The sequence below is a fragment of the Rothia nasimurium genome (assembly GCF_928381415.1).
GTDB lineage: Bacteria > Actinomycetota > Actinomycetes > Actinomycetales > Micrococcaceae > Rothia > Rothia nasimurium_H.
The window spans coordinates 76,294-101,496 of sequence record NZ_CAKMSF010000003.1; the positions used below are offsets into that span (position 1 = coordinate 76,294).

General features: G+C 61.1%; 20 protein-coding genes and 1 tRNA gene. 12 read left to right on the plus strand and 9 right to left on the minus strand.

Translation table 11 applies throughout. The annotated features are described in order from the left end of the window. Positions 1-105: 105 nt before the first annotated feature. The 3 genes from L7A20_RS03935 to L7A20_RS03945 all read left to right on the plus strand — a co-directional run bounded on the left by L7A20_RS03935 (position 106) and on the right by L7A20_RS03945 (position 3,567). Positions 106-1,029 carry a DUF559 domain-containing protein gene (locus L7A20_RS03935; RefSeq protein ID WP_237222478.1) on the plus strand — a complete coding sequence of 308 codons (924 nt, stop codon included), beginning with the start codon at positions 106-108 and terminating at the stop codon, positions 1,027-1,029. Between the two features lie 245 nt (positions 1,030-1,274). After that, a complete protein-coding gene (gene purD / locus L7A20_RS03940) occupies positions 1,275-2,555 on the plus strand; it encodes a phosphoribosylamine--glycine ligase (RefSeq protein ID WP_237222479.1) in 1,281 nt (426 codons plus the stop codon). A gap of 85 nt (positions 2,556-2,640) precedes the next feature. Then, positions 2,641-3,567, plus strand: a complete 927-nt coding sequence (locus L7A20_RS03945; protein ID WP_135012541.1) for a phosphoribosylaminoimidazolesuccinocarboxamide synthase — start codon at positions 2,641-2,643, stop codon at positions 3,565-3,567. On the opposite strand, the gene L7A20_RS03950 is transcribed toward L7A20_RS03945, so the two are convergent. Beyond that, positions 3,564-4,322, minus strand: a complete 759-nt coding sequence (locus tag L7A20_RS03950; RefSeq protein WP_237194991.1) for a FadR/GntR family transcriptional regulator — start codon at positions 4,320-4,322, stop codon at positions 3,564-3,566. The two genes, L7A20_RS03945 and L7A20_RS03950, sit on opposite strands and share 4 nt — an antisense overlap. 123 nt (positions 4,323-4,445) lie before the next feature. Beyond that, a complete protein-coding gene (locus L7A20_RS03955) occupies positions 4,446-6,140 on the minus strand; it encodes an L-lactate permease (RefSeq protein ID WP_237222480.1) in 1,695 nt (564 codons plus the stop codon). A 517-nt stretch (positions 6,141-6,657) separates the two neighbouring features. On the opposite strand from L7A20_RS03955, the gene L7A20_RS03960 reads away from it, so the two are divergent. The 3 genes from L7A20_RS03960 to L7A20_RS03970 are packed head-to-tail and all read left to right on the plus strand — an operon-like array spanning position 6,658 to position 9,726. After that, positions 6,658-7,455, plus strand: a complete 798-nt coding sequence (locus tag L7A20_RS03960) for a (Fe-S)-binding protein (protein WP_237194982.1) — start codon at positions 6,658-6,660, stop codon at positions 7,453-7,455. A 4-nt stretch (positions 7,456-7,459) separates the two neighbouring features. Further along, the gene (locus tag L7A20_RS03965; protein WP_237222481.1) at positions 7,460-9,085 is read left to right on the plus strand and encodes a LutB/LldF family L-lactate oxidation iron-sulfur protein; all 1,626 of its coding nucleotides are present in this window, start codon (positions 7,460-7,462) and stop codon (positions 9,083-9,085) included. Beyond that, positions 9,085-9,726, plus strand: coding sequence for a LutC/YkgG family protein (locus L7A20_RS03970; protein ID WP_237222482.1), 642 nt, complete (start codon positions 9,085-9,087; stop codon positions 9,724-9,726). Before L7A20_RS03965 ends, L7A20_RS03970 begins: the two co-directional genes overlap by 1 nt. 78 nt (positions 9,727-9,804) lie before the next feature. Here the strand turns inward: L7A20_RS03970 and L7A20_RS03975 are convergent, their stop codons facing one another. Next, positions 9,805-11,166 carry a cation:proton antiporter gene (locus L7A20_RS03975; RefSeq protein ID WP_237222483.1) on the minus strand — a complete coding sequence of 454 codons (1,362 nt, stop codon included), beginning with the start codon at positions 11,164-11,166 and terminating at the stop codon, positions 9,805-9,807. Between the two features lie 114 nt (positions 11,167-11,280). On the opposite strand from L7A20_RS03975, the gene L7A20_RS03980 reads away from it, so the two are divergent. Both L7A20_RS03980 and L7A20_RS03985 read left to right on the plus strand, forming a co-directional pair. Continuing rightward, on the plus strand, positions 11,281-12,294 hold the full coding sequence (locus tag L7A20_RS03980; protein WP_237222484.1) for a hypothetical protein: 1,014 nt from the start codon (positions 11,281-11,283) through the stop codon (positions 12,292-12,294). Between the two features lie 9 nt (positions 12,295-12,303). Further along, positions 12,304-14,457, plus strand: coding sequence for an MMPL family transporter (locus L7A20_RS03985; RefSeq protein WP_237222485.1), 2,154 nt, complete (start codon positions 12,304-12,306; stop codon positions 14,455-14,457). Positions 14,458-14,545: 88 nt separating this feature from the next. On the opposite strand, the gene L7A20_RS03990 is transcribed toward L7A20_RS03985, so the two are convergent. The 6 genes from L7A20_RS03990 to L7A20_RS04015 form a co-directional block, all read right to left on the minus strand. Continuing rightward, entirely contained in the window at positions 14,546-15,106 is a 561-nt protein-coding gene (locus L7A20_RS03990; RefSeq protein WP_237222486.1) for an NADPH-dependent FMN reductase, read from the minus strand. A gap of 144 nt (positions 15,107-15,250) precedes the next feature. Further along, a tRNA-Pro gene (locus tag L7A20_RS03995) sits at positions 15,251-15,327 on the minus strand. Between the two features lie 65 nt (positions 15,328-15,392). After that, complete coding sequence (locus L7A20_RS04000; RefSeq protein ID WP_237222487.1) at positions 15,393-17,210, minus strand: ABC transporter ATP-binding protein; 1,818 nt, start codon at positions 17,208-17,210, stop codon at positions 15,393-15,395. Further along, on the minus strand, positions 17,207-19,081 hold the full coding sequence (locus L7A20_RS04005) for an ABC transporter ATP-binding protein (protein ID WP_237194965.1): 1,875 nt from the start codon (positions 19,079-19,081) through the stop codon (positions 17,207-17,209). The genes L7A20_RS04000 and L7A20_RS04005 overlap by 4 nt, the downstream gene beginning before the upstream one ends. Before the next feature lie 43 nt (positions 19,082-19,124). Continuing rightward, positions 19,125-20,054, minus strand: a complete 930-nt coding sequence (locus L7A20_RS04010; RefSeq protein WP_409348804.1) for a metallophosphoesterase — start codon at positions 20,052-20,054, stop codon at positions 19,125-19,127. 32 nt (positions 20,055-20,086) lie between these two features. Continuing rightward, a complete protein-coding gene (locus tag L7A20_RS04015; RefSeq protein ID WP_237222488.1) occupies positions 20,087-22,216 on the minus strand; it encodes a transglycosylase domain-containing protein in 2,130 nt (709 codons plus the stop codon). Between the two features lie 121 nt (positions 22,217-22,337). On the opposite strand from L7A20_RS04015, the gene L7A20_RS04020 reads away from it, so the two are divergent. The 4 genes from L7A20_RS04020 to L7A20_RS04035 all read left to right on the plus strand — a co-directional run bounded on the left by L7A20_RS04020 (position 22,338) and on the right by L7A20_RS04035 (position 25,117). After that, on the plus strand, positions 22,338-22,544 hold the full coding sequence (locus tag L7A20_RS04020) for a DUF4177 domain-containing protein (RefSeq protein WP_185174154.1): 207 nt from the start codon (positions 22,338-22,340) through the stop codon (positions 22,542-22,544). An 83-nt stretch (positions 22,545-22,627) separates the two neighbouring features. Continuing rightward, complete coding sequence (locus L7A20_RS04025; protein ID WP_237194960.1) at positions 22,628-23,104, plus strand: RidA family protein; 477 nt, start codon at positions 22,628-22,630, stop codon at positions 23,102-23,104. After that, positions 23,097-24,053 (plus strand): NUDIX hydrolase, encoded by a 957-nt coding sequence (locus L7A20_RS04030; RefSeq protein ID WP_237222489.1) that lies wholly within the window; start codon positions 23,097-23,099, stop codon positions 24,051-24,053. The genes L7A20_RS04025 and L7A20_RS04030 overlap by 8 nt, the downstream gene beginning before the upstream one ends. Before the next feature lie 2 nt (positions 24,054-24,055). Then, on the plus strand, positions 24,056-25,117 hold the full coding sequence (locus L7A20_RS04035; RefSeq protein ID WP_237222490.1) for a hypothetical protein: 1,062 nt from the start codon (positions 24,056-24,058) through the stop codon (positions 25,115-25,117). The last annotated feature ends 86 nt before the right edge of the window (positions 25,118-25,203 follow it).

Consider the following 25,203-nt stretch of genomic DNA (forward strand, 5'->3'; position numbering starts at 1 on the left):
TTTTTCCACAGGTTCGGTACACGCCTTGACAAGGGTGAACTTCAGTTTTCCACAGGTTCGAAAATAGTGCTTGAGTGCCCACCGCCGCTCTGCGACAGTAGTCCCATGCACGACAGAATTGAACGGGTTACCTCAAAAGTCAAAACATCTCAACAGCTCAACTTTGAAGGGCTGGGTAAAAACCTCATCGGCGCTATGCACCGGCGGGGTGAACTTATTAGGCTGACGCGGGGTGTCTATGTTTCAGCTGCAGAAGGTCGGCAGTTCACGCCCGAAGAGCGGTGTATCGCTGTGACAATAGCGCTCGCGATGTCTCATCGGCAGGCGGTACTCAGTCACGCATCTGCTGCGCTGATGTGGGGTGCTCCGCTCTTCGGGCTGCCCGCCAAGGTTGAGCTGTCTCTTCCCCGCTCTAACCACCGGCACCATAGCCAGGCTAGGTACCACAGCTCCCGTTCGGACGTGTGCGAGCTGGCTCGTACGGTAGCTGGTTTTTCAGTCACAGACCCACTGACCACGATTCTCGACTGTGCTCGAACCTTACCTGTAGTTCAGGCCCTGGCAGTTACAGACTATTTTCTGCACCGCGCCCATGTAGGTTATCGCGATGTCCATGCCCGGCTCATGGGCGCTCGCGGTTATGGAACGAGCAGTTTTTCCCTGATTGCTGAGTCGATGAGCGCTTTGACCGAGTCCCCTCTCGAATCGCTGGCAATGCTTAGAATCGTGCAGTCCAAACTCGAACGTCCTCGTCAGCAGCTGGAAATAAGAGCGCACGATGGCAGGGTGCACCGTTCAGATTTCGCCTGGGAAGCGCTGAAACTTCTGTTAGAGGTCGACGGCCTGCATAAGTACTACGGTGCCTACCGCCCGGCAGAGGAGCAGCTACGCAGGGATGCCCTGCGCCAACGTTCGCTTGAACTTATGGGCTGGACGGTCGTTCGAGCCACCTGGGACGACCTTATGAACAGGCCGCAGGTCGTGATTCAGCGCCTCATGCATGGTGGAGTGAGGAAATTGGAACAGTGATTATCGAGACCTCTCCGCATTTATTCTGAAAACACCGCAACTAGTTGCGGGTAAATCAGAATAAATGCGGAAAGGCGATGGATGACGTGAGTTGAGTGGGGGCATCGCGGTGCGGACGCCGATACGCGCCTACCAGCCCCGAGCGGGCGTGCCGGGGCGGGCGTCCGCAAAAATCAATCGGCAAAAACCGCTCAAACTGCGGTAAAAACTTCATCAAATCGTGACCTTGCCGGTAGCCTAAAAGAATGAAGGTTTTGGTACTGGGCCCCGGCGGTCGTGAACACGCAATTATCCGAGCACTCCTGAAAGATCTAGCCGTTACCGAGGTGCACTCAGCCCCCGGCAACGCGGGTATCGCCCAGGACGTCCCCGTGCACGCTATCGATGCAAATAACCCCGAGGCAGCCCTTACGCTAGCCACCGAGCTGGCCGCTGACCTGGTCGTCATCGGGCCCGAAGCGCCCCTCGTTGCCGGTGTTTCAGATACCCTGCGCGATGCAGGTTTCCCTGTCTTTGGCCCCTCTAAGCCTGCGGCCCTACTCGAAGGCTCCAAGGCTTTTGCCAAGGAGGTCATGGCCAGCGCCAATGTACCCACCGCCATGGCCAAGGTTGCCACTAACCGTGAAGAAGCAGAAGCCGCCCTTGCTACCTTTGGCGCCCCCTACGTGGTTAAGGACGACGGCCTGGCCGCCGGTAAGGGTGTTGTGGTCACCGAAGACTTCGACGCTGCCCTGGCCCACGCCGAAGCCTGCTTCGCCGCCGGTGGCACCGTGGTCATCGAAGAATACCTCGATGGCCCCGAAGTCTCCCTCTTCGTGATCTCCGACGGCAGCACCTGCCTGCCCCTCTCGCCCGCCCAGGACTTCAAGCGTATCTTCGATAATGATGAAGGCCCCAACACCGGTGGCATGGGCGCCTACACCCCCCTGCCCTGGCTGCCCGAAGGTTTCGTCGAAGAGGTCATTGAGCGCGTAGCCCAGCCCACCGTTGACGAAATGGCTCGCCGCGGTACCCCCTTTGTGGGCGTGCTCTACTGTGGCCTGGCAGCTACCTCCCGCGGCATCCGCGTGATCGAATTCAACGCCCGCTTTGGTGACCCCGAAACCCAGGCCGTTCTGGCCCGCCTGCGCACCCCGCTCGGCGGCGTCCTTCTGGCAGCGGCCAAGGGCGAACTGCCCGCCGACCTTGCTCTTGACTGGGACCCCCGCACCGCCGTTGACGTGGTCATGGCAGCAGAGAACTACCCCGACACTCCCCGCAAGGGCGATGCCATCACCGGCCTGGACGCCGCCAACCAGCGCGAGAACGTGCACGTTGACCACGCAGGTACCGCCCTTGATGGTGAAGAGATTGTCACCGCCGGTGGCCGTGTGCTGGCTGTCGTCGCCCTGGGCGAGAACCTCACCGAAGCCCGCGAGGCTGCCTACGCCGGCGTGCGCGACATTGCCTGGAAGGGTGCCCAGTACCGTTCAGACATTGCGCTCGCTGCGGCCGAGAATCGCATTCAGATTCCCACCCAGAACTAGCTTCCTGTGACTGCCAACCGCACCCGCGTGGGCAGTCACTTTTCTATCACCTCACAGCCCACCTGCACACCCCCAGGAGAAAATCATGAGCCATACCCCCGTAGACATTCCCGGCTGGAAGCACGTGTATTCCGGCAAGGTCCGTGACCTCTACATCCCCGACGAGGACACCCAGGACGTCACCGGCCTGAACGTGAAGGACGACGCCGAACTGCGTGCCGGCTCCGTGATGGTGGTTGCCACCGACCGTATCAGCGCCTTTGACCAGGTGCTTCCCACCGAGATTCCCGATAAGGGCAAGATTCTGACTCAGATGTCCCTCTGGTGGTTTGAGCAGCTTAAGGGTGTGCCCAACCATGTGCTGTCTACCGACGTGCCCGAGGTGGTGGCTGGCCGCGCCATGATCTGTAAGTCTCTGAACATGTTCCCTGTTGAGTGCATTGTACGCGGTTACCTGACCGGCTCCGGCCTGGCTTCTTACCGTAAGACCGGTAAGGTCAACGAGTTTGAGCTGCCCGCCGGTCTGGTAGATGGATCCCGCCTGGAACCTGCCCTCTTCACGCCCACGGGCAAGGCAGAGGTGGGGGAGCATGACGAGCCCATCACCCGTGAAGAGCTCGACGCTGAGGTGGGGGAGGCTATCGCCGACCGCCTGCAGGAACTGACTCTCTATGTCTACGAGACCGCCGAGAAGATTGCGCGTGAGCGCGGCATCATTCTGGCCGACACCAAGATTGAGTTCGGTACCGACTCCTACCGCGGTGAAATCACCCTGGGCGATGAGGTGCTGACCCCCGATTCATCGCGTTTCTGGGATGCCAACGACTACGAGCCCGGCCGTGCCCAGGCTTCTTTCGATAAGCAGTACGTGCGTGACTGGCTCAAGAGCGAGGAGTCGGGCTGGGACGGCACCGGCCCTGTGCCTGAGCTCCCTGCCGAGGTCGTAGAGAAGACCCGTGCCCGCTACGTTGAGGCCTACGAGCGTCTAACCGGTCAGAAGTTCGAGGCCTAGACCTGCCCATCGCGCACCTTCTGGTGGTACTCATAATGGGCAGCACCAATTTCTGAGAGGGCGTAGAACCATCGAATGTGCTCAGCGACTGTTCGCTGGGCACGTTCTGCATCTCCGGCAATAACTGCCGCGTAGATGGCCCGGTGCTGGTCCTGGAGTTCCCGTTTGGTTGCTTCCCAGTTGTCGAGGTAGGGCACGGCTTCCTGTACGTAGCCTACGGTGGCTAGGTGCAGGGAGTCGATGACGGTGTCCATCACGATGTTCCCGCCGAGGGACGATATTTCGTAGTGGAAGCGGGTGTCGCAGAAGTGGAAGCGGTCGTCGCTAATATCTGCGTGGTCCATTTCGTCGAGGTACTGCCGGGCGGTTGCTAGGGACGCGGCGTGTTCGGGTTTCTGGGCTACATCGGCTGCCCGGGCGGCGGCTTCGCCTTCGAGCAGGACGCGGGTGCTCACGATATCTGCTACCGGCAGGGTGCGGGTGGCGATGTGCATACGTAGAGCCCAGCCGAGGGCGTCCGAGGGTTCTGAGACCACGACAGCGCCGGCCTTGGGGCCTGAGCCCACCCCCGACCGAATGAGGCCCACCGCGGAGAGAATGCGCAGGGCTTCGCGCACCGAGGCACGGGAAATGCCGTACTCTTCGGCGAGAGAACGCTCACCGGGTAGCCGGTCGCCCACGCGCAGCTGGCCGTGGCGCAGCCGGTGCTCTATTGACTCGAGCAGGGCGGTGTAGGTGGGCTCTTTTTCTTTCACGCGCTGTCTTTCAAGTGGGGTAGGTACATAGACAAGGTATAGGGAAGGGCGGTGCAGTTCCAACGTGTGTTACGTGGGACTGCACCGCCCTTGTCTGCCTAACTCATAGGGCGAGGCTGGTGATTAGTGGCCGGTGAGGTAGGGCTCAACCAGCAGGCCGGAGAGGACGGTGGCCTGGAGGAAGACCAGGGCACAGACAGCCAGCAGCAGGATGAAGGACCAGCCGAGAACTGCCTTGAAGATTTCGGACTCCTTGCCTTCCATGTTGACCGAGGTGGCCGCGATGGCGAGGGACTGGGGTGAGATCATCTTGCCGACGACACCACCGGTGGTGTTAGCAGCCAGCATGAGTTCGGGGTGGGCGCCGGTCATGCCGCCTTCTTGCAGGTGCTCAGCGGCGGTGACCTGGAGCTTGGAGAAGAGGGCGTTGGCTGAGGTGTCGGAGCCGGTGACGGCGGTGCCGACCCAGCCGAGGACGGGTGCCAGGAAGGCGTAGGCGACGCCGAGGGAGGCGACGTATTCGCCGATGGCAACGGTCTGGCCGGAGTAGTTCATGACGAAGGCCAGGGCCAGAACGAGGGCGATGGTAACGGCGGTCCAGCGCATCTTGTAGGCGACGGTACCGATTTCCTTGACGGCGTCAGCGATAGAGATCTTGTACTTGCCGTTTTCGTTGAAGATGGAGTACAGGATGGCAACGAGTAGACCTGAGATCAGCAGGTAGGTGCCGGGGTTACCGAGCCATGCCCAGGAGTAGACGGAGTTGACCGGGTCGCCTGAAGCGGTGAGCAGACGGTCCTTGAGCAGGGGCATCTCGAACTTGATGGCGGTGGTCTTGAGCCAGTCGACGAGCGGGGTGTAGAGGTTAGCCAGGCCGAAGATGATGACAACGACCAGGTAGGGCATAAGGGCCATCCAGATGCGGCGGCCGGGCAGGTGCTCAACTTCGAGGGGGGCGGTGATGCCGTAGCGTTCGCGCACGCCTTCAACACCGCGGGGCTTGACGAAGCGCATGAAGACAACGGCTGCTGCGATGGAGACGATGCAGGCTACGACGTCGGTGAGCTGGTAGACGAAGTGCGCAGAGGCCCACCACTGGGCGATAGAGAAGGAGGCGCCGATGACGGCTGCGTGCATCCAGGCGTCCTTGAGGCCCTTGACGCCGTCGAGGATCCAGAGCAGGATGAAGGGCACGAAGAAGGCGATGAAGGGGGCCTGGTGGCCGACGAGAGCTGCGATGACGGTGGCGTCCTTGCCGCCCACTTCACCGGCGGTGGTGATGGGGATAGCGACAGCGCCGAAGGCAACGGGTGCGGTGTTGGCGATGAGGACGGTGGTGGCAGCCTTGAGGGGCTTGACGCCGAGGGCCAGGATCATGGTTGCGGTAATAGCAACGGGGGCGCCGAAGCCAGCGAGGGCTTCAAGGAGGCCGCCGAAGCAGAAGGCGATGAGGATGGCCTGGATGCGCAGGTCACCGCCGCCGATGAGGTCGAAGGTGCGGCGCAGGTCTTCGAAGCGGCCTGAGAGGACGGTGACTTCGTAGAACCAGATGGCCATGAGGATGACCCAGACGATGGGGAAGAGGCCGTAGATGCCGCCGCGGAAGGCTGACATGCCGGCGAGGTCCCAGGGCATGCCGAAGCCGAAGATGGCGACGAGGATTGCAACGATCAGCGATACGAGACCGGCGACGTGTGCGCGGGCTTTGAAGCCGAGCAGCATGATAAAGAATGCCAACAGCGGCAGGGTGGAGACCAGGGCGCTGAGCGCGAGGCTTCCTCCTACGGCGTCGGTTACAGCGGTATAGGTATTTTCCACCGTATTCTCCTTAGTGATGTGTGGTATGGCTGGGCGTCACATCTGTGGGGCGCTGAGCCAAAAAATATGAGGCCTAACCTCCTGTGGTCAGACCATTGCTTTTCGAGGTCTACGTTACATGAGGCAGTTCACTTTCGCCAAGCTGTGGCCGCATCTATTTGCGGTATTTTTTTCGCCCCTGTGGTTTTGTGGGTTTTTCGGGGTTTTTGGGTGCGCTCTTGTGTTGGCATGCGCCTGCTTGTGTGGTTCTTGGGGTGTGCGGACGCCCGCGGTGGAGGAGCGGGGTTCTTTCAGCTTTCTTTGTGTGGTCAGACCGTTAGATTATTTGCATAAGAAAATATGCCCTATTTAAAGTATCGAAACACCGACCCCATCGTGTTAAATGAGGGAGTAGGAAAAGAATCTAACAGGCACCCCGCCCGCCCTTCCTCTCCCACCCGGCCACCGGCGTCCGCGCCCCTGAACCGGTGAGGAAAACGCGGGCTACCCATGCCGCACAGAAGAAGAGAGAACCAACATGCGTGTCGCACTGTTTTCAACGTGCATCGTCGACGCAATGTACCCCAAGGTAGCTAAGGCTACCGTTGACATCCTGGAGCGTCTCGGCCACGAGGTCGTCTTCCCGCAGGGCCAGACCTGCTGCTCCCAGATGCACGTCAACTCGGGCTACTTCGACGACGCCTACCCCATCGTCAAAACCCACGTACAGGCCTTTGAAGAATGGGACTTCGACGCAATCGTTGCGCCCTCAGGCTCCTGCGTCGCCTCCCTCGGTCACCAGCAGCCCATGATTGCAGAGCGAGCAGGCGACAACGCCACCGCCCGCGCTGCCGCCTCACTGGCTGCCCGCTCCTTCGAGCTCTCCCAGTTCCTCATCGACGTCTGCGGCATTACCAACGCAGCAGAACAGCTGGGCTCCTACTTCCCCGAGAAGGTCACCTACCACTCATCCTGCCACGGTATGCGCCTGCTGGGTCTGGGCACCCGCCAGGAAGACCTGATCCGCACCGTTGAGGGCCTGGAATACACCCAGATTGACGGCCTTGACCAGTGCTGCGGCTTCGGTGGAACCTTCTCCTTTAAGAACGCAGACACCTCCGGCGCCATGGTTGCCGACAAGGTAGAGAACATTGAAGCAACCGGTGCATCGGTCTGCACCGGCGGCGACTCATCCTGCCTGATGAACATCGGCGGCGCTCTCTCCCGCAAGAACTCACCCGTACAGACCGTACACTTCGCCGAGATTCTTGCATCCACCAAGGAAAACCCGCTCAAGGTCACCGGCCCCGTAGCTGTTACCGCAGGAGGTAAGTAAAGCCATGTCAACCACCGCACTCGGCATGCCCAAGGTCCGCCACGGCGTCGGCAATATCTTCGAATTCGAGCCCTTCCCCGAATACGCAGAGAAGGAACTCCAGAACGAGCAGCTGCGCGCCAACCTGGGCTTTGCTACCCACAAGATTCGTAACAAGCGCGCCGCCGTTATCTCAGAACTGCCCGACTGGCAGGATCTGCGCACCGCAGGTTCCATGATCAAGCAGAAGGTCATGGCCAACCTTGACACCTACCTCGAAGAGTTCGAAAAGAACTTCACCGCCCGCGGCGGCCACGTACACTGGGCCCGCGACGCCCACGAGGCCAACGAAATCGCCCTCAAGCTGATCCAGGCTGAAGGCGTCACCGAGGTCAACAAGATTAAGTCAATGGCCACCGCCGAAACCGGCCTCAACGAGTTCCTCGAAGAGCATGGCATCCAGGCTATTGAAACCGACCTGGCAGAAGAAATCGTCCAGCTGGGCGACAACGACCGCCCCTCCCACATCCTGGTGCCCGCAATTCACCGCAACCGCACCGAGATTCGCGATATCTTCCTCAAGAAGATTGAGGGCGTCAACCCCAACCTCACCAACGACCCGGCAGAACTGGCAGAAGCCTCCCGCTTCCGCCTGCGCGAGAAGTTCCTGACCAACAAGGTCGCCATCTCAGGCGTCAACTTCGGCATCGCCGAAACCGGCACCATGACCATCGTTGAATCTGAGGGTAACGGCCGTATGTGCCTGACCCTGCCCGATACCCTGATTACCTTCATGGGCATCGAAAAGCTGCTGCCGACCCTGCAGGACCTCGAGGTCTTCACCCAGCTGCTGCCCCGCTCGTCCACCGGTGAGCGCATGAACCCCTACACCTCCATGTGGACCGGTGTGACCCCCGGCGACGGCCCCCAGAACCTGCACGTCATCCTGATGGATAACGGCCGCACCGCAGCCCTGGCCGACCAGGTTGGTCGCCAGGCCCTGCACTGCATCCGCTGTTCAGCCTGCATGAACGTCTGCCCCGTCTACGAACGCGCAGGTGGCCACGCCTACGGCTCCACCTACCCCGGCCCCATCGGCGCAATTCTCTCCCCCCAGCTGGGCGGTATCGAGAACCAGTACAACTCCACCCTGCCCTACGCATCCTCCCTCTGCGGCGCCTGCTACGAGGCCTGCCCCGTCAAGATCAATATCCCCGATGTGCTGGTTCACCTGCGCGGCAAGGCCGTTGATCACGAAAAGGCCCAGGGCGAGTTCGAAGGTGGCAAGAAGGAACGCCACGTGCAGATGGACGCCATGATGTTCGGCGCCAAGAAGCTCTTCAGCTCAGGTGCCCTCATGGCCCTGGCCACCAAGGGTCTGCCCGCCTCCAAGCTGATTACCGGCAAGAAGGGCAAGATTACCAAGCTGCCCGGTATCGTCGGCGGCTGGACCGAATACCGCGATATCCCGGCACCCCCCAAGACCTCCTTCCGCAACGAGTGGAAGAAGGAGCGCGGCTCTGCCCCCAAGCGTGTAGGCGGCGAACGCGTTGACCTGCAGGCCATCATTGCCGCTAACCAGGCCAAGATTGCCGAGGCCCACGCCAACGCTGAGACCGCTAACCCCATCGCCCCCAAGGAGGCCAACTAATGTCTGATGCAAAAGCAGAAATCCTGGGCCGCATCCGCGCCTCCCTCTGGGATAACCCCCAGCCGGCTGAGCCCGTCCGCTCCTACCGCCGCGAAAGCGACAAGGGCGCCGAGGAAGTCATCGAGATGCTGGTCGACCGCCTGATCGACTACAAGGCTAACGTCTACCACGAGACCGAAGAGACCATCGCCGCCCGCGTGGGCGAGCTGCTCGGCAAGTCCTCCCGCTACGTGGTGCCCACCGGCCTCAAGACCGAGTGGCTGCCCGAAGACACCACAGCCCGCTCCCGCGTGGTTGACTCCGGCAACGCCAACAAGCCCGGAGCCCTCTCCGTGCGCGAACTTGACGCCATCGACGCGGTTGTCACCTCTTCAACCGTCTCCTGCGCTGAGACCGGCACTATCGCCCTGAACAGCACCGAGACCGAAGGCCGCCGCGCCATCACCCTGGTACCCGACCACCACATCTGCGTGGTTCCCGTCGATACCATCGTCGAGCTAATCCCCGAGACCGTGGCCCGTCTGAACTTCGACAAGCCCATCACCTGGATCTCAGGCCCCTCAGCGACCTCAGACATCGAGCTAATCCGCGTTGAAGGCGTGCACGGCCCCCGTACCCTGGACGTCATCATCCTCAAGTAGGCTGATACCCGCTCTGTGCTAGAAAGGGCCCCCTTGCTCAGGCAAGGGGGCCCTTTTGCTGGGTACTCCATGGGGGAGCTAGGAATTCGGACGCTTGATGACGGGAAGAGCGCCCGTTGCCGCCCGCACCGCGGCGGCCCGCTCTAGTTTCTTAGCGCTACGGCGCTGCCGTGAGCTTGAGCGGCCAGAGGCACCCGGGTGGGAATCGGCGTCCTTACGCCCCACCGCCCCGATGGCCGAGGCCCACAGGGGGAAGAGAAGGACGGTCAGCGCCCCACCTGCCACCAGCAGGGAAGCGTTCTGTTCGCTAAGCAGGTCGTTGGCCAGCGCCACCTCGGTGACAGCCACAATGATGGGCAGGCCCGCCGCAGAGTAGAGCCCCAGCTGGAGCTTTTCCTGCACGGTGGTGAGCCCCGAACCGGTATCGAAGAACTTTTCAGCGGTAAAGACCGGCAGGCCGCGCACCACCAGAATACCGAGCACAATACCGGCAAGAAGCAGCGGCTGCTCCCAGATGACCGACACCTTGATGCCCATACCCGAGCTCACGAAGAAGAGGGGAATGAGGAAGGAAAAGCCCAGGGCTTCAAGACGCTTGGAGAAGGGCTCAAAGGCGCCCTCGGGGGTAAGGGAGCGCAGGATAATGCCGGCGGCAAAAGCGCCGAGCACCACATCGAGCTCAAAGACCGCGGCGACCATCATGAGGGTAGCCAGAAGGAACATGGCCAGGCGGAGCATGGTCTGGCTGGTGGTGTTAGCCTCAGCTGCCATGGTGCGGCGCAGGCCAGGAATATGCTCGAAGAGGCGGTGGGGCACAACCGCTGAAATAACCGCAATGACCATAAAGGCCAGCAGAATCAGCACCGCAACCCAGGGGGCGTGCGACGAGAGCAGCAGGGACATCGCAAAGATAGGGAGCACCTCGCCGATAGCCCCGTGCACCATCACCCCGTCGCCGACTTTCGTGCCCGCCTTACCGTGGCTTTTGAGCAGGGGCAGCAGGGTGCCCAGGGCGGTGGAACTTAGGGCAATGCCGACGACCGCGTAGGTCGAGAAAGACCCCGAAAACTGGGAGAGGCTCATCGCCAGAACCAGGCCGAGGGTGAAGCTCACCAGCCAGGACCCCACAGCGAAAGCCCCCTGGCGTCCGCGCAGGGCTCCGGCGTTAATTTCGTAACCAGCCAGCAAAAAGAGCAACCCCAGACCCAGGTCTTTGACCAGGGCCACCCCACCGTCGGTGCTGGCAAGCCCTAGAACCTGCGGACCGATCAGAACGCCGAAGATAATCAGGAAGACAACATCAGGGATTTTCTTCTTCACCAGGGCTGACGCCAGGGGTGCTAAAAGCGCCGCAGCGGTAATCCAGAAGATAGAAATATACTCGCTGGTCGCCGATGAACCGGCGGCCAGAAGGACGACGTCGGTGGAGTGAGTGCTCATAGTGACTTTCAGAGAGATGAGGGGCAACCTAACCAGTGTGCCATGGCTTCCCCTGACCGCGCAGGGCGGCGGGGCAGTGTTAGGCTAAAGCAGGTATTTATTGAGGAGTATTGCGTGACCGACCTAAAAAACGCAGGCCGTGTTATCGGTATTGACCTGGCTCGCTGTGCTGCCCTAATCAGCATGTTTATTGCCCATGGAGCTCCCGGCGGTGGCCCCGGTGGGGTGCTGCACCTGAGCGAATTTCTAACAGCCCCGCTCTTCGCCTTCCTCTTGGGGGCGGGCGCCTTCTTCTCATCTCAGCGTATGAGCTTCCCCGCCCTTTTCGCCTCGTCGGTAGTGCGGGCCATTGTTCTGGTTGCTGTGGGGCTCTACATCGGTACCTGGGGCGCCCCGGTCGATATCGTACTGGAGCATCTGGGGCTGCTGAGCCTGCTCATGGCGCCTCTTGTCTTCCTGCCCTCCTGGGCCCTGGCCCTCCTGGCCGTGGGCAGCTGGTGGTTTGCGGCGTCCGCCCGGACCTACTTCCAGCCCCAGGCTATGCAGGCATCTCTCGACGGCAGCTACACTGCCTACCTCTACGAGTGGATGTTCACCGGTCAGAACTACCAGGTCTTTACCCTGCTGACCTACGCCTGCATCGGTGCGGTAATCGCCTTCCTTATCGAACGCTGGGGCGTCTGGGGTGATGTAGCCCTGGCCCTGCTGGGGAGCCTGGCGACCGGCGGTCTCTTCTGGTACTCCTGTTTTGCTGTTGCAGAGCTCCTTCCCTACACCTCCAGCCGGCTTGAGATTGCCTTTAGCCTGGCAGCCTGCCTGGCGACCGTGGGCTGGTGCTGCCTGCTGGCGCGCGCTCTAGCCGGGCGGGAGCACCTGGCCGGTGCCCTGGTGGGAGCTGGGCGTATGACCCTTTCCCTCTACGTGCTCCAGATTGCCGTACTGGCCCTGTACGCTAACTATGCTCCGACCTACGGCCTGCCTGCCTCTGATAACTCCTGGGCCATGATGTTCGGCCTGATTTTAGGTGCCCTGCTCTTTGCCTGGACCTGGCAGCGCCTGCTCGGTCAGACCTTCTTGCGGCGTGGCCCGCTTGAGACTCCCTTAGCCTGGGTCTCTGGCAGGGGCTAGACTCTCAGTATGCATACTTCTTCTTCGGAAGCCGGCTCCACCAGGGCCGGCTCCTCTTCTCGCACCTGGGTTCGGGTAGTTCTGGCTGCCCTGCTGACCCTGGCCTGGCTCGCCGTGGCAGGTATCGGCGGGCCCTACTTCGGCAAAATCTCCGAGGTCTCGACCAATTCCCAGACTGACTTTTTGCCCGCTTCTGCCGAATCTACCCAGGTGGTAGAGCAGCAGGGCGATTTCCTGGGTACCGATGCGGTGCCCGCCATTCTTGTCTTTGAAGCTGACGGTTCCCTCACCGATGCCCACCGCACCTACCTAGAGGGGCTCACCGGCCAGCTGGCGGAGTCCGGCACTTTCACCGGTGAAAGCTCGCCCGTCATTTACTCAGAGGACGGTCGGGCAGCGGAGCTCATTCTGCCCATCTCCACCGCCGATGAGACCCGAGAGGTCGTTGATGGAATCCGCGCCGAGATAACCCAGGCCCCCGACGGCCTCACCGGCTACGTGACCGGCCCGGCTGGCTTCTCGGCCGACCTAGTTGAGGCATTTGGCGGTATCGACGGCATCCTGCTGGCAGTTGCCCTGATTGTGGTTTTCGTAATTCTGCTGGTGGTCTACCGCTCACCCCTGCTGCCCATCATCGTGCTGACCAGTTCGATGGTTGCCCTCTCGGGTGCCATCTTCGTTATTTGGCACATGGCGAATGCCGGCTGGGTCATGATCAACGGCCAGGTGCAGGGAATCCTGCTGATTCTGGTGGTCGGCGCCGCCACTGATTATTCCCTGCTTTACGTAGCCCGCTACCGTGAGGCCCTCACCCAGCACCTCTCGCGCTGGGAGGCAACCCGGGTTGCCTGGCGCGGGTCCCTTGAGCCGATTCTGGCCTCTGGCGGTACGGTGATTGCGGGTCTGCTGTGCCTGCTGCTTTCTGAGCTGTCGTCGAACAAGGCCCTGGGGCCCGTGGCAGCTACCGGCATCGTGCTGTCTATGCTGGCCTCACTGACCTTTCTGCCCGCCGTCCTGGCCCTGCTGGGTAGGGTAGCCTTCTGGCCTGCCCGCCCCCGCTATTCCGCTGAGGTTAAGGACGCCTCAGCCGGCTTCTGGGCAAAAATTGTGGCTTTCGTGTCGGGCAAGCCCCGCACAGTCTGGCTGGTTACGGCTCTGGTGCTGGCTATCTTCGCCGGCTTTTCTGCGACTTTCCAGGCCAATGGGGTGCGCCAATCTGACCTGGTGCTGGGGCAGTCTCAGGCACGGGATGGCCAGAACGTGCTGGCTGAACACTTCCCCGGTGGCTCAGGCTCCCCGGCAAATGTAATTGTGCCTGCTGCTGAGCAAGATACCGCAGTGGCTGCCCTTGACGGGCTCGATGGGGTGAGCTCCATTGTCGCGGTCGCCCAGGAGTCACCCGCTGGTACTGTGCCGGTGGGTGCTTCTGCTGAGTCAGTGCCGCCGATTTTTGCCGGTATTGCCCCCACCGAGGTGGACGGCCGAGTCATGCTCCAGGTGACCCTGGCTGACCCCGCCGACTCACCGCAGGCAGAAGAGACCGCGCGCCAGATGCGCGAGAGCCTTGCCAGCGCAGCTCCTGGCTCGCTGGCTGGCGGGACGACCGCGTCCGCCCTCGATACCATCGATAGCGCCCAACGCGACCGCACCCTCATCATCCCGGTGGTACTTGTTGTTATCACCCTGATTCTGATGGTTCTGCTGCGCTCAATTCTGGCCCCGCTGATGCTGGTGGCTGCCACGGTACTGTCGTACCTCACTGCCCTGGGCGTTTCGGCCCTGGTCTTTAACCACGTGTTCAACTTCCCCGGCGCCGACCCCACTGTACCTCTCTACGGTTTCGTATTCCTGGTAGCCCTGGGTATCGACTACACCATCTTCTTGATGACCCGCGTGCGGGAAGAAGCCCTGCATCAGGGGACCGAACAGGGCCTGCGGACGGCGCTGGTGGCAACGGGTGGTGTGATTACCTCAGCCGGTATCGTGCTTGCGGCAACCTTCGCCGCCCTGGGCGTCATCCCGCTGATCTTCCTGGCTCAGCTCGCCTTCATTGTGGCCTTCGGCGTGCTGCTCGACGCCACCGTGGTGAGGGCCCTGCTGATCCCCGCCCTCGTGGAAGATATCGGTAAGAAAATCTGGTGGCCCTCGAAGCTTTTCCGCTGAATCTAGCTCGCTGAGCTGAACTGCTGAAACCCATGCAAAAGGGCCTCCCTGTGTGCCAGGGAGGCCCCAATTTTTTAAGTTCAGGTGATTAGTCGGCCAGGAACTTCAGGTAGTCAGCAACGAACTGATCAACGTTCTTCTGCTGCTCTTCTTCTAGCTCCAGCTTGCCGGTGCCCCAGGCTTCACCGGGGATACGGATGCCCAGGCCCTCGCCCTCCATCAGGTCAGCGCGGACGTAGGGAACCAGGTTGCGCAGGTTCTCGCGCACAAACTTGCCGTAGGTTGAGTTAGCAACCGAAGCTACACCGACCTTCTTGCCGTTAAGGACGGTGGGGGTGGTGTTGTCACCCGCGATGACGGCGCGTGAGGCCCAGTCAATCAGGTTCTTGAGACGGGCGGGGTAGGAGCCGTTGTACTCGGGGGAGACCAGAATCAGACCGGCCGCGTTAGCGATGTCGGCGCGAAGCTTCTCGACGGAAGCGGGGGCGGGGAACTCGGAGTTCTGGCTGAGCAGGGGGACGGCTGAGAAGTCGTAGACCTCGGCGCTCTGCCCTTCGTTTTCAAGGGCTTCAACGAGCTGCTCTGCCAGCTGGGTGTTGAAGGAGCCGTCGCGGTCAGAGCCTGAGATAACGAGAATTTTCTGTGACACGGGACGTCCTTTCACTTCTGCATTTTTCTTCAGCTTACACCCGGTAAACTTTACAATGCAAGTATTTATGACGCTGTGTGACCCTACGAGGGCAAAGCGGGCAACAAAAAACCGCCCCCGGCTAGATCCAGGGGCGGTTATGCTTGGTCGGGATGACAGGATTTGAACCTGCGGCCTCGTCGTCCCGAACGACGCGCGCTACCAAGCTGCGCCACATCCCGATTGTTGCGTATAACAACCTCTCAAGTATAGCGCGGTGGTCTTAAGCCTGCCAAATCACCCCGATTTAGCCCTCGGTGCTGTTGTTCTCTTCCCAGGCCTGGGCCATGGCGGCAAAGCGTCCGCCGGCCTCCACCAGGGCCGCAGGGGAACCGTCCTCTACCACACGCCCGTCCGACACCACCAGCACCCGGTCGGCAGTAAGCACCGTCGAGAGGCGGTGGGCGATCACCACGGAGGTGCGCCCGGCCAGCAGGGACTCCAGACCCCGCTGAACCAGTTTTTCGGTGGGGATATCGAGAGAGGCGGTGGCTTCATCGAGAATCAGGACGGCCGGGTCGGCCAGGAAAGCGCGGGCAAAAGAGATGAGCTGACGCTGCCCGGCAGAAACCCGCCCGCCGCGCTTTGACAGGTTGGTGTCAAAGCCCTGGGGCAGGCTCATGATGAAGTCGTAAGCCCCGACCTTTCGGGCTGCCTCAAAGACCTCTTCGTCACTGGCGGCCGGGTTGCCCAGGCGGATGTTGTCAGCCACGGTGCCCTTGAAGAGATAGGCCTCCTGGGTGACCATGACAACCTCCCGGCGTAGCTGCTCATCGGAGAGATCCCGCAGGTCTACCCCGTCGAGGGTCAGCTGTCCGTGGGTGACGTCGTAGAAGCGGGCGATGAGCTTGGCAATGGTTGACTTACCAGCACCTGTTTCACCCACCAGGGCTAGGCGCTGACCCGCAGGAATATCGAGATTCAGGCGGTGTAGGGCGGGGCGTCCGCTCACGTACTCGAACTCAACCTCATCAAAGACCAGGTGCCCCGTTGCTGGGGTCTCGCGCTGGGCCGGACGCTCGGGCTCGGCAACTTCGGGCTCTTCAGCGAGAAAGCCCGAGACTTTTTCGAGGGCAGAGACCGCTGACTGGAACATGTTGTAGTAGTCCGAGAGCATGAAGATGGGTTCAAAGACCCGGTTGGCGTAGATGACCAGGGCCAGCAGGGTTCCGGCCTGCATGGAGCCGCCCAGAATGGAGTAACCGCCAATGACCAGCACAATGGCCACGAAGGTGTTACCCAGGGCCTGTAGGGCTGGCATGTAGGTGCCGTGCACCTTAATGGACTGCATGACGCGCACTCGGTAGTCCTCGGCGGCGTCCGCGTAGGCTGCGCGCGAGCTTGCCTCGGCGCGGAAGGCCTTGACGGCGCGTAGGCCTGTGAAGGTCTCGGCAAAGCGGGAGATGATGCGGGCGGACGCCACCCGCTGGGCTCGGTAGGCCAGCTCAGATTCGCGGCGGAACCAGGCGGTGAGCCAGGCGACGGGGAACATCATCACCAGTAGGGCGAGGCCAGCTCGCCAGTCCATGAGGCAGAGGGCCACGATGGTAAAGGAGATAGAGAGCAGCATGGCTGCAAGCTCAGAAAGCCCCGAGTCGAGGAACTGCCGAATCGTATCGAGGTCACTGGTGAGGCGGGAGATTACACGACCCGAGGTGTAGGTATCGTGGAAGCCTACCGAGAGTTTTTGGGCGTGCTCAAACATACGCTGGCGCAGGTCAAAGAGTACCTTCTGGGAAATCTTGTAGGTGAGCAGAATATTGGTGTAGGTCGCTAAACCGGCCACGACCGCTGCCGCTACATAGAGGGCTGCCAGCGTCACCGCGTAGCTGCTGTCTCCCGCCAGCAGGGGTTCTAGGGCATCGTTGATGGCCGTAGAAATGAGCCAGGGCATCGCCGTGGTCAGGGCCGTTGCTAGGATCACCAGAAAAAGGGTGAAGAGCAGGTGGCCCCGCACCGGGCGCAGCACATCGAGTAAGAGCGCCACCGACCGGCGGCGAACGGCCTTAGCCTCGCTCTTAGAGAGCTGAATCTTATCTTCTGAATCGGTAATTCTCTGGCTCATCGCCCGCCCTCCTGCATCTTGCTCTCCACTTCACCGGCATCCGTCGGCCTTACGGGGGTGAGCTGGGTATCTGTGCTCATGAGGTCACGGTACATGGGGTTGCTGAGCAGTTCGGTGTGGGCGCCCACTGCAGCTACCTGCCCCTGCTGCAAGAGCACCACTCGGTCTGCCAGGGCCACTGTAGAGGGCCGGTGGGCCGTGAGCAGGGTGGTGGTCTCGGTCAGCTCCTGCTTGAGCAGACCCACCACCTTTTCTTCTGTCGTCACATCGAGGGCAGAGAGCGGATCATCGAGTAGAAGGACGGCCGGGCTCGCGGCGATAGCGCGCGCTAGCGAGAGACGCTGGCGCTGGCCGCCAGATAGGCTCATGCCTTCTTCGCCGATGACGGTATCGATTCCATCAGGGAGCTGGTACACATAGTCAGCGGCAGCCACGGTCAGGGCGCGGGTCAGAATGGCTTCTTCCTCAGCCAGGGTGAGTTCGCTGCGGTCTAGCCCCAGCAGGACGTTATCGCGCACGCTCGCCGAAAACAGCAGGGGGTCTTCAAAGGCAATTGCCACCTGGGAACGGAGATCAGGTAGGGGAAGGGAGGCGATATCGCGACCGTTCAGGCTGATGCTGCCCGCAGTCGGCTCATAGAGCCTCTGTACCAGCTGAAGGACGGTAGATTTACCCGACCCGGTCGAACCGACCAGGGCAATAATCTCTCCCGGGCGCACCTGCAGAGTAAAGCCGGTGAGCACCTGCTGCTCCTGCTCCCCGTAGCTGAAGGTGACGTCCTTAAAATCGAGGCGGGCAGCAGCTGCGTTGGGGCGCTCGCGGTGGGCAGGCAGAATGTCGATATCTTCACCGGCCTCGCCCACCATGACCTGGCGGTGGCGGTCCATCGAAACACTCGATGCCAGATACATGGAAATCAGCATGCCCGAGCGCTCCACCTGGGTAAACAGGATGGTGGCGGTTGCGAAATAGCTGGTGAGGGCACCGACGGTCATGACGTCCGTACTGACCAGGTGCAGCCCCCAGAGCAGAGCCAGGCAGAGGGAGGCTCCGCTAATGAGGGTGGTCTGCATACGGACCCGCCCCATGGCCCGGCCTCGCGCAACTTCAAGGTCTAGTAGTTCTTGGGCTTCTTGGCGGAACCCGGCCAGGGCATGCGGGCCTCGCCCTAGCGCCTTGAGCACGCGTAAGCCCTGCACCGATTCTTCGACGGTTGTTGCCAGGTCACCGGTACGTTCTTGGGCCTTGCGGGTCAGGGTGCGGAAGGTCAGTACAAACCGCCAGACGCAGAAGAGGGTCAGCGGCATGCTGGCCAGGAAGACCAGCCCCAGCTGCCAGGAGCCGGTAAACATGTAGAAACTACCGACGGTTACCTGGACGGCTACGGTAATGATTTGGATCAGGCCGAAGGCGGTCCAGCGGCGGATAGTGCCCAAATCACTCATGGCACGGGTCAGGAGTTGGCCCGAGGGCCAGCGGTCGTGGAAGGCCACGGGGGAGCGCAGTAGACGGTCGAAGAGGTCGATGCGCATGGTGTTTTCTACCGTGCTGGCGGGTTCAATAACCAGCTGCCTACGCAGGAAGAAAAGGGCAGATTGGGCTAGACCCAGCGCAAAGACCAGGGCGCCGCCTGCCCAGACCGCTCCTACGGTGGGCTGGTCGGTCAGCATGGCATCGACAATCCAGCCCAGCACCTGGGGGATGGAGATAGCGATAATGGCTGCGGTGAGTGCTACGAAAAGCCCGCAGACCCAGCGCGCGCGAATAGGACGGGAGTACTGCCAGAGGGTGATGTCCTGCTCTGTGCGGGCACCGTAGGGCACAGGGGGAGGCGTGGGTATGGGGGAGACGCGCAGTAGTCGAGAAGCCATAGTAATCTATCTTACATTTGCATTCCTGCAAAAACCAGATAGGTTACCGGGCCGTCAGCGTCACCAGTACAGCCTCGGGTGGGCAGAAGAGTCGCACCTGGGCATAGCGTGAGGTGCCCAGGCCAGCCGTTACCTGCACAGGTACGTCCCCCTGGTAGGAGAGGCCCTTAGCCCGGGCCGGGGGTAGGTCACAGTTGGACACTAGGGCCCGCCCACCCGGGAGGCACACCTGCCCACCGTGGGTGTGGCCCGCGAAGATAGCCTGGGCGCCGTCGTCCGCAAACCGGTCCAGGGTGCGCAGGTAGGGGGCGTGGCAGACACCCAGGCGGACGCTCGGGCCCGGCTCCGCGCTGAAAGCTGTGGGGGAGAAACCGGGGTGGCGGTCGTACTCCAGGTGGGGGTCGTCCACCCCGGAGAATTCTAGGCGCAGCCCTCCGAGGGTGAGCGTCTCATAGCGGTTAATCAGCCCTACCCAGCCGCGGGCATCGAAGGCATCGTGCATCACCTGGGTGGGGAGTACCGCGCGGGTTTGGTCGTTGGCCTCGTCCCCGGTGTTCTTCTTCCAGAGGTAGCGGGCCGGGTTCTTGGGCACCGGAGCAAAGTAGCAGTTAGAGCCGGGCACATAGACACCCGGGAAATCCAGCAGGGGGTCCAGGGCCTCTAGTAGGGCGGGAAGGCCATCGAGATGGGAGAGGTTATCGCCGGTATTGATGACCAGATCAGGCTCTAGCTCGGCTAGAGAATGCATAAAGGCGGTTTTCTGGGCCTGCCCCGGAATCATATGCATATCCGAGATATGCAGAATCTTAAAATCGGGGCTACCTGCCGGCAGAATCGGCAGGGTTTCCCGGCGCACCTGGAAGTTATTGAGCTCAATAAAGTGGGCATAAGCGGCCGTGGCGGCCCCAGCTACGGCACCCGCTGCCAGAACCCCTGAAAGGGTCTGAGCCAGGGTGCCAGCTGAAGCCGCCACGCCACGAGAATTCTGAGAATTCAAGGGAGTCCTTACTGGTTAGTACCAAGAACCGTGTTCGAGGGGGTATCGAACTTATCGGTGTTGTAGTTCTTAGCCTGGGCCTGCATGAACTTCTGCCACTGGGCAGCTGCGTAGGTGGCACCGTCCACGTAGTCCAGAACTCTACCGTTGATGGAAAGGCCGTTGAGGGGGCGAGAGGTGTTTTCCATGCTGCCCACCCATGATGCGGTGGAAAGGCCGCGCGTGTACCCTACGGTCCAGGTCTGGGCAGAGTTATCGGTGGTACCGGTTTTAGCGGCGGACGCATCGGTCAGGCCAATACCGCGCTGGTAACCCGAGCCGTCCACCAGAACCTGCTTGAGTACGTAGTTCACGCCGTTGGCAACGTCCTCTTCAAGTACGCGCTCACAGGTGGACTCATAGGTCTTGACCTCGGTATCGCCCTTGCTGACCTTCTCCAGCGAAACAGGCTCGCAGTAGGTGCCGCCGCTGGCAAAAGTGGCGTAGGCCGAAGCCATAATCAGCGGGGTGGTACCATGGGGCCAACCACCCAGCAGGTAGGCGGGGCGGGTGATGGAATAGGGGTCTGCCCCGTTACCGTCGGTGATGCGGAGCTTGGCCCGTAGGTCGTTGAGGGCACAGGCATCGGTCACCGACGCCATCTTAATGGCGTAGGAGTTAATGGAGTTCTTCAGGCCGTAGGCCACGGTACCCCAGCTCTGGCTGCCGCCTTCAGAGTTGGTGAAGACGTAGCCATCAGCGTCTTCGGAGGTAACGAAGCCGCCCTCCTCGCATTTAGCAGGCCACTGGAAGCTCTTGGGGTAGCTGAGGGAAGTGCCATCAATGGTGGCGTTGACGCCCTTGCCGTCCTTAATCCACTGGGCCAGAAACACGGCCTTGAAGGTTGAACCGGGCTGGAAGCCTGCTGTACCACCGTGGGAGACACTCACGTTGAAGTTGAAGTAGTTATCCGCAAAGTCGCTTGTATCAGAGGGGCCGTAGCCGGAGTTCTGGGCCATGGCAATAATCTTGCCGGTGCCGGGAGCAACTGAAACGAGAGAGGCACTGACACGGTCGGGGTTGTTGGTGGAAGGCTGAGTGGCTTCAACCTGGGTCTTGGCGTCCTTCTGGGCGTCAGGGTCAATGGTGGTAATGATCTTGTAGCCGCCGCGGTAGAGGGCGTTGGTGCGATCGTCCTCGGTTGCGCCGTAGGTTTCGTCGTTCAGGAAGTCCGTAACAGCGTAGTAGCAGAAATGTGCAAAGTCACCGGCGGTAGAGCAACCCATGGGGGTGGTGTGAATGTCGAGTTCAATGTCCTCGTTGAGGGCATCTGAATACTCGTCTTCGGTAATCTTGCCGTCACGGTACATAGTGCCCAGCACAACGTCACGGCGTTCCTTCGCCAGCTGGGGGTTGACATCGGGGCGGTACATGTTGGGGGAGACCACCATGCCCGCCAAAATGGCCGACTGGGAGATGCTGAGCTCTGAAGCTGAGATACCCCAGTAGTAGTAGGCTGCTGCCTCTACGCCGTAGTTGGAGCCGCCCATGTTAATGATGTTGAGGTAACCCTCGAGAATCTCGTCTTTAGAGAGGTTCTGTTCCATCGAAATGGCCAGCTTGATTTCCTTGACCTTGTCAAGGTAGTCCTTGTTGGCCCCCAAAGTGGAAGCCTCTTCGCCCGACTGTTCAGCAGCGTCAATGAGCAGGTTATTAACGTACTGCTGGGTTAGGGTTGAGGCGCCCTGACGGGCGTTCGGGTTAATGATGTTGTTGACCAAAGCTCGGGCGATACCCATGGGGGAGACTGCACCGTGCTCGTAGAAGTTGCGGTCTTCAGATGAAAGAATCGCATCTTTCATGTGCTGGGAAATATCGTCCAGCGCCACATCGGTGCGGTTCTGAGCGTAGTAAGAAGCCAGCTCAGTTTTGCCGTCATTGGCGTAGATAACGGACGGCTGGGAGCGGGGCCCGTCGCTCAGGGTCGCGGGTAGACTCTTGAACCAGTTCATAGACGCATTAATAGATGCGCTGACAGCAGTCGTCGGTGGCACCATAATCAGCGCCGCAATGAAACCAGCAATGATGCTCAGCGCAATAAACTGAACAAGGTCGCCGGGGCTGCGGCGCCTCTTTCGCACATTCTTTGAAGAAGCCATTGCATCAGTTTATCGGCTCAGGGCGGAAAATGCACCGGAGTGCATGTCACAGCAGCCCATGAAAAACCTGTGAGCGGTGTGGGAGTCGTCTTTTTAGCCCCGGTGGTCTAGGCTTGGTGCTATGGAAAAATGGGAATACGCAACAGTGCCCCTGATGATTCACGCAACCAAGCAGATCCTCGATAACTGGGGTGAAGACGGCTGGGAGCTCGTTACCGTGCTCCCCGGTGCCCCCGCTCCCAGCGGTGCTACCCCCGCTGGGAACATGGTTGCTCCCACTCAGGGCAATCCAATCGCCTACTTCAAGCGCAAGAAGGCTAGCAACTAAATAATCAGACCAGAACCGGGTTCAGGCTTAGGCCTTGAGCCCGGTTTTTGCCCCTAAAACATTGCTTTTCAAGAAGGTATACCGTGTCAAAGATTGAAGACCGCCTCAAAGAACTTGGCTACGACCTGCCCGATCTGGCAGCCCCGGTAGCCGCCTATGTTCCTGCCGTCACCAGCGGTAACTACGTCTACACCTCGGGCCAGCTGCCTTTCGTTAAGGGCGAGCTGCCCGCCACCGGTAAGGTATCAGACTCCGGTGCCGAAGGCTTTGTAGACCCCGAGACCGCCCAGAAGCTGGCTAGCCTCTCAGCTCTGAACGCCCTGGCTGCCGTCAAGTCCGTTATCGGCGATCTTGACCGCGTTACCCGCGTGGTCAAGGTGGTCGGCTTCGTTTCATCAGATCCCTCCTTCACCGGCCAGCCCGCCGTCATCAACGGAGCCTCCCTGCTTCTGGGCGAGGTCTTTGGCGAGGCAGGCGTGCACGCCCGCTCAGCCGTTGGCGTGCCGGTACTACCGCTGGACTCCCCGGTAGAAGTTGAAATCATCGTGGAATATGCCTAGCCAACCCATGTATACCGGCGCCCTCAAGCGGGTGCCGCCGCCGGCGTCCGCCCCCTATGTTTCGGCGGCGGCTCCGGCTCCCAAAACCCACCCTATCCCCTCAAGTCAGCAGGACTCCGCCCGCACCTGGCTCAATGAGGGGAGCTGTACACCGCGTGCGGCTAAGCCCGCCGCCGCGGTTGTTTTTGTGCGCGATGGTGTTTCTGGGCCTGAAACCTTTATGACCTACCGCGTGAAATCGCCCATGGGCCGGGTTGCCTTCCCCGGCGGTCTTGGTGTGCCCGAGGACGCCGCCCCTATCGGCTGGGTCGGCCCCAGCGGCGACTACTGGGCTAAAGCTTTTAGCGAGGACGACCTGGGAGCAGCTAACGCTGCCGTGGTCACTGCGGTGCGTGAGCTCTTTGAAGAGACCGGCGTGCTCTTAGCTGGCAGCGGCGAGCTCTCGACCATCGAGCTCACCAGCGGGCACGAGTGCATGGCCTCCCGCCTGGCCGTAGCCCAGCAGGATAAAACCTTTGCTGACTACCTGGAACGCCGCGACCTCAAAATCCGCGCCGACCTGCTCAAGCCCCTAGCCCGCTGGCAGTCCCCGGGCTTCTTCCACAAGCGCTACGACATTCACTATTTCACCTGCGCGGTGCCGGTGGGGCAGAACCCCTCCCTGCTCGCCGGGAAGGGAATTTGGGGGCGCTGGGTCAGCGTGCGTGAGCTGGTTGCCCACCCCATGAGTATGGAACTCGGCAACGAAATCGGGCAGGACGACACCGTTGGGGTGCCCTTCCAGGAGCTGGTGACCCCCGGCGTCATGTACCTGCTTGAACAGCTGGCCGCCTCATCAGGGGCGGTAGCCTTTCTGGCTAAACGGCGTCAGGTTTCTCTCTACCTGCCCGAGGTCAAGCAGGACGCCGCTGGCACCTGCTACCTGGCGGTGCAGGAGAAAAAGGTCTAGCCGTGCCCCGCAAGCATCAGGCCCCCAGTTCAGCACCCATCTCGCTGTCGCAGAGACTTACCAGATGGGCGACCCTGGGGGCCTGTCTGCTACTGGTTACTATTATCGGTGGACGCTTGGGGCTGGGCGCCTTGGGGCTACAACTTATCCCAGGGCTAGGCTTGGTCTGCCTGGGGCTCTCTTACCTGGCGGCCCTTACTTTACTGGTGTGTGGAACCGCCTATATCCTCAAGAGCCTGGGAAAAATCCCCCAGTCAGACGGGGCCAGAAGCAGCACCCTGGTCTTGCTAACCACCTGGTTCGCCCAAGGACTTCTGCTCTTGCTGGTAAGTGCTTTTGCCCTGATGATGACTTTTCTTTTCTTCATCGTTCTGGTCTTTAGTACCGGTTGGATTCGCTATGAAGATGAGGGGAAAATCTACTACCAGTTCCCCGTGGGCCTAGACCGTGACTATTGCAGGGAGGCGCAACAGGTCAACCTCATCTTTGCTCGTGACCTTGGGGGAACCTCTGACTGCTGGCCCAAAAGCCACGACCCCGGGGGTACCTCAACCCCACCGGGCAACCTGGCCGACGTCCAGGTGCCCGCGGATGCCCCCACGTCTGCCCCCGAGCCCACCGACCAGCCCTACACTCCCGCTCCGCTTACCCCGGTTGAGGCTGAAAACGTCACCGACATCGACGAGAGCGGAACCTTCGGTCTGGTTCTGGCCAACAGCAACGACATCTACGCCGCAACCTACACCGACCGGGGTCACTGGCTTATGGGCGGAAAAATCTCTACGGTTGGAGCCAAATCCCTAGAGCTCTGCGGTCACCAGCGCCTCAGTGAGACCGTTCTGGTCTACTGCCAAGCCCGTGCCGAAGGAGCCACACTGCTGACCAGCGCAGATAACGGGCTCACCTGGACTACCCACGAGCTAGACCCAGCCGCCTCCTACCTGCTAGAGGCCCACTACACCAACGGAACCTACACCCTCGAAGTCGGCTACCCGGCCTGGGTTCCCTCAAGTAGCACCACCCTCATCACCTCACCCGATGGCCTCACCTGGCAGACCCGCTAACGGCCGGCGTCCGCCCCCTGCCCCCGGGCAGGTGCAAAAAACCGGGTGGTCAGCTAGAGCTGACCACCCGGTTTTAGAGTGTTGAG

What these genes read in the sequence shown, in the direction of transcription:
- L7A20_RS03935 (WP_237222478.1), top strand. Translation starts at nt 106, where the DNA reads ATGCACGACAGAATTGAACGGGTTACCTCAAAAGTCAAAACATCTCAA.
- purD (WP_237222479.1), top strand. Translation starts at nt 1,275, where the DNA reads ATGAAGGTTTTGGTACTGGGCCCCGGCGGTCGTGAACACGCAATTATC.
- L7A20_RS03945 (WP_135012541.1), top strand. Translation starts at nt 2,641, where the DNA reads ATGAGCCATACCCCCGTAGACATTCCCGGCTGGAAGCACGTGTATTCC.
- L7A20_RS03960 (WP_237194982.1), top strand. Translation starts at nt 6,658, where the DNA reads ATGCGTGTCGCACTGTTTTCAACGTGCATCGTCGACGCAATGTACCCC.
- L7A20_RS03965 (WP_237222481.1), top strand. Translation starts at nt 7,460, where the DNA reads ATGTCAACCACCGCACTCGGCATGCCCAAGGTCCGCCACGGCGTCGGC.
- L7A20_RS03970 (WP_237222482.1), top strand. Translation starts at nt 9,085, where the DNA reads ATGTCTGATGCAAAAGCAGAAATCCTGGGCCGCATCCGCGCCTCCCTC.
- L7A20_RS03975 (WP_237222483.1), bottom strand. Translation starts at nt 11,166, where the DNA reads ATGAGCACTCACTCCACCGACGTCGTCCTTCTGGCCGCCGGTTCATCG.
- L7A20_RS03985 (WP_237222485.1), top strand. Translation starts at nt 12,304, where the DNA reads ATGCATACTTCTTCTTCGGAAGCCGGCTCCACCAGGGCCGGCTCCTCT.
- L7A20_RS04000 (WP_237222487.1), bottom strand. Translation starts at nt 17,210, where the DNA reads ATGAGCCAGAGAATTACCGATTCAGAAGATAAGATTCAGCTCTCTAAG.
- L7A20_RS04005 (WP_237194965.1), bottom strand. Translation starts at nt 19,081, where the DNA reads ATGGCTTCTCGACTACTGCGCGTCTCCCCCATACCCACGCCTCCCCCT.
- L7A20_RS04015 (WP_237222488.1), bottom strand. Translation starts at nt 22,216, where the DNA reads ATGGCTTCTTCAAAGAATGTGCGAAAGAGGCGCCGCAGCCCCGGCGAC.
- L7A20_RS04020 (WP_185174154.1), top strand. Translation starts at nt 22,338, where the DNA reads ATGGAAAAATGGGAATACGCAACAGTGCCCCTGATGATTCACGCAACC.
- L7A20_RS04030 (WP_237222489.1), top strand. Translation starts at nt 23,097, where the DNA reads ATGCCTAGCCAACCCATGTATACCGGCGCCCTCAAGCGGGTGCCGCCG.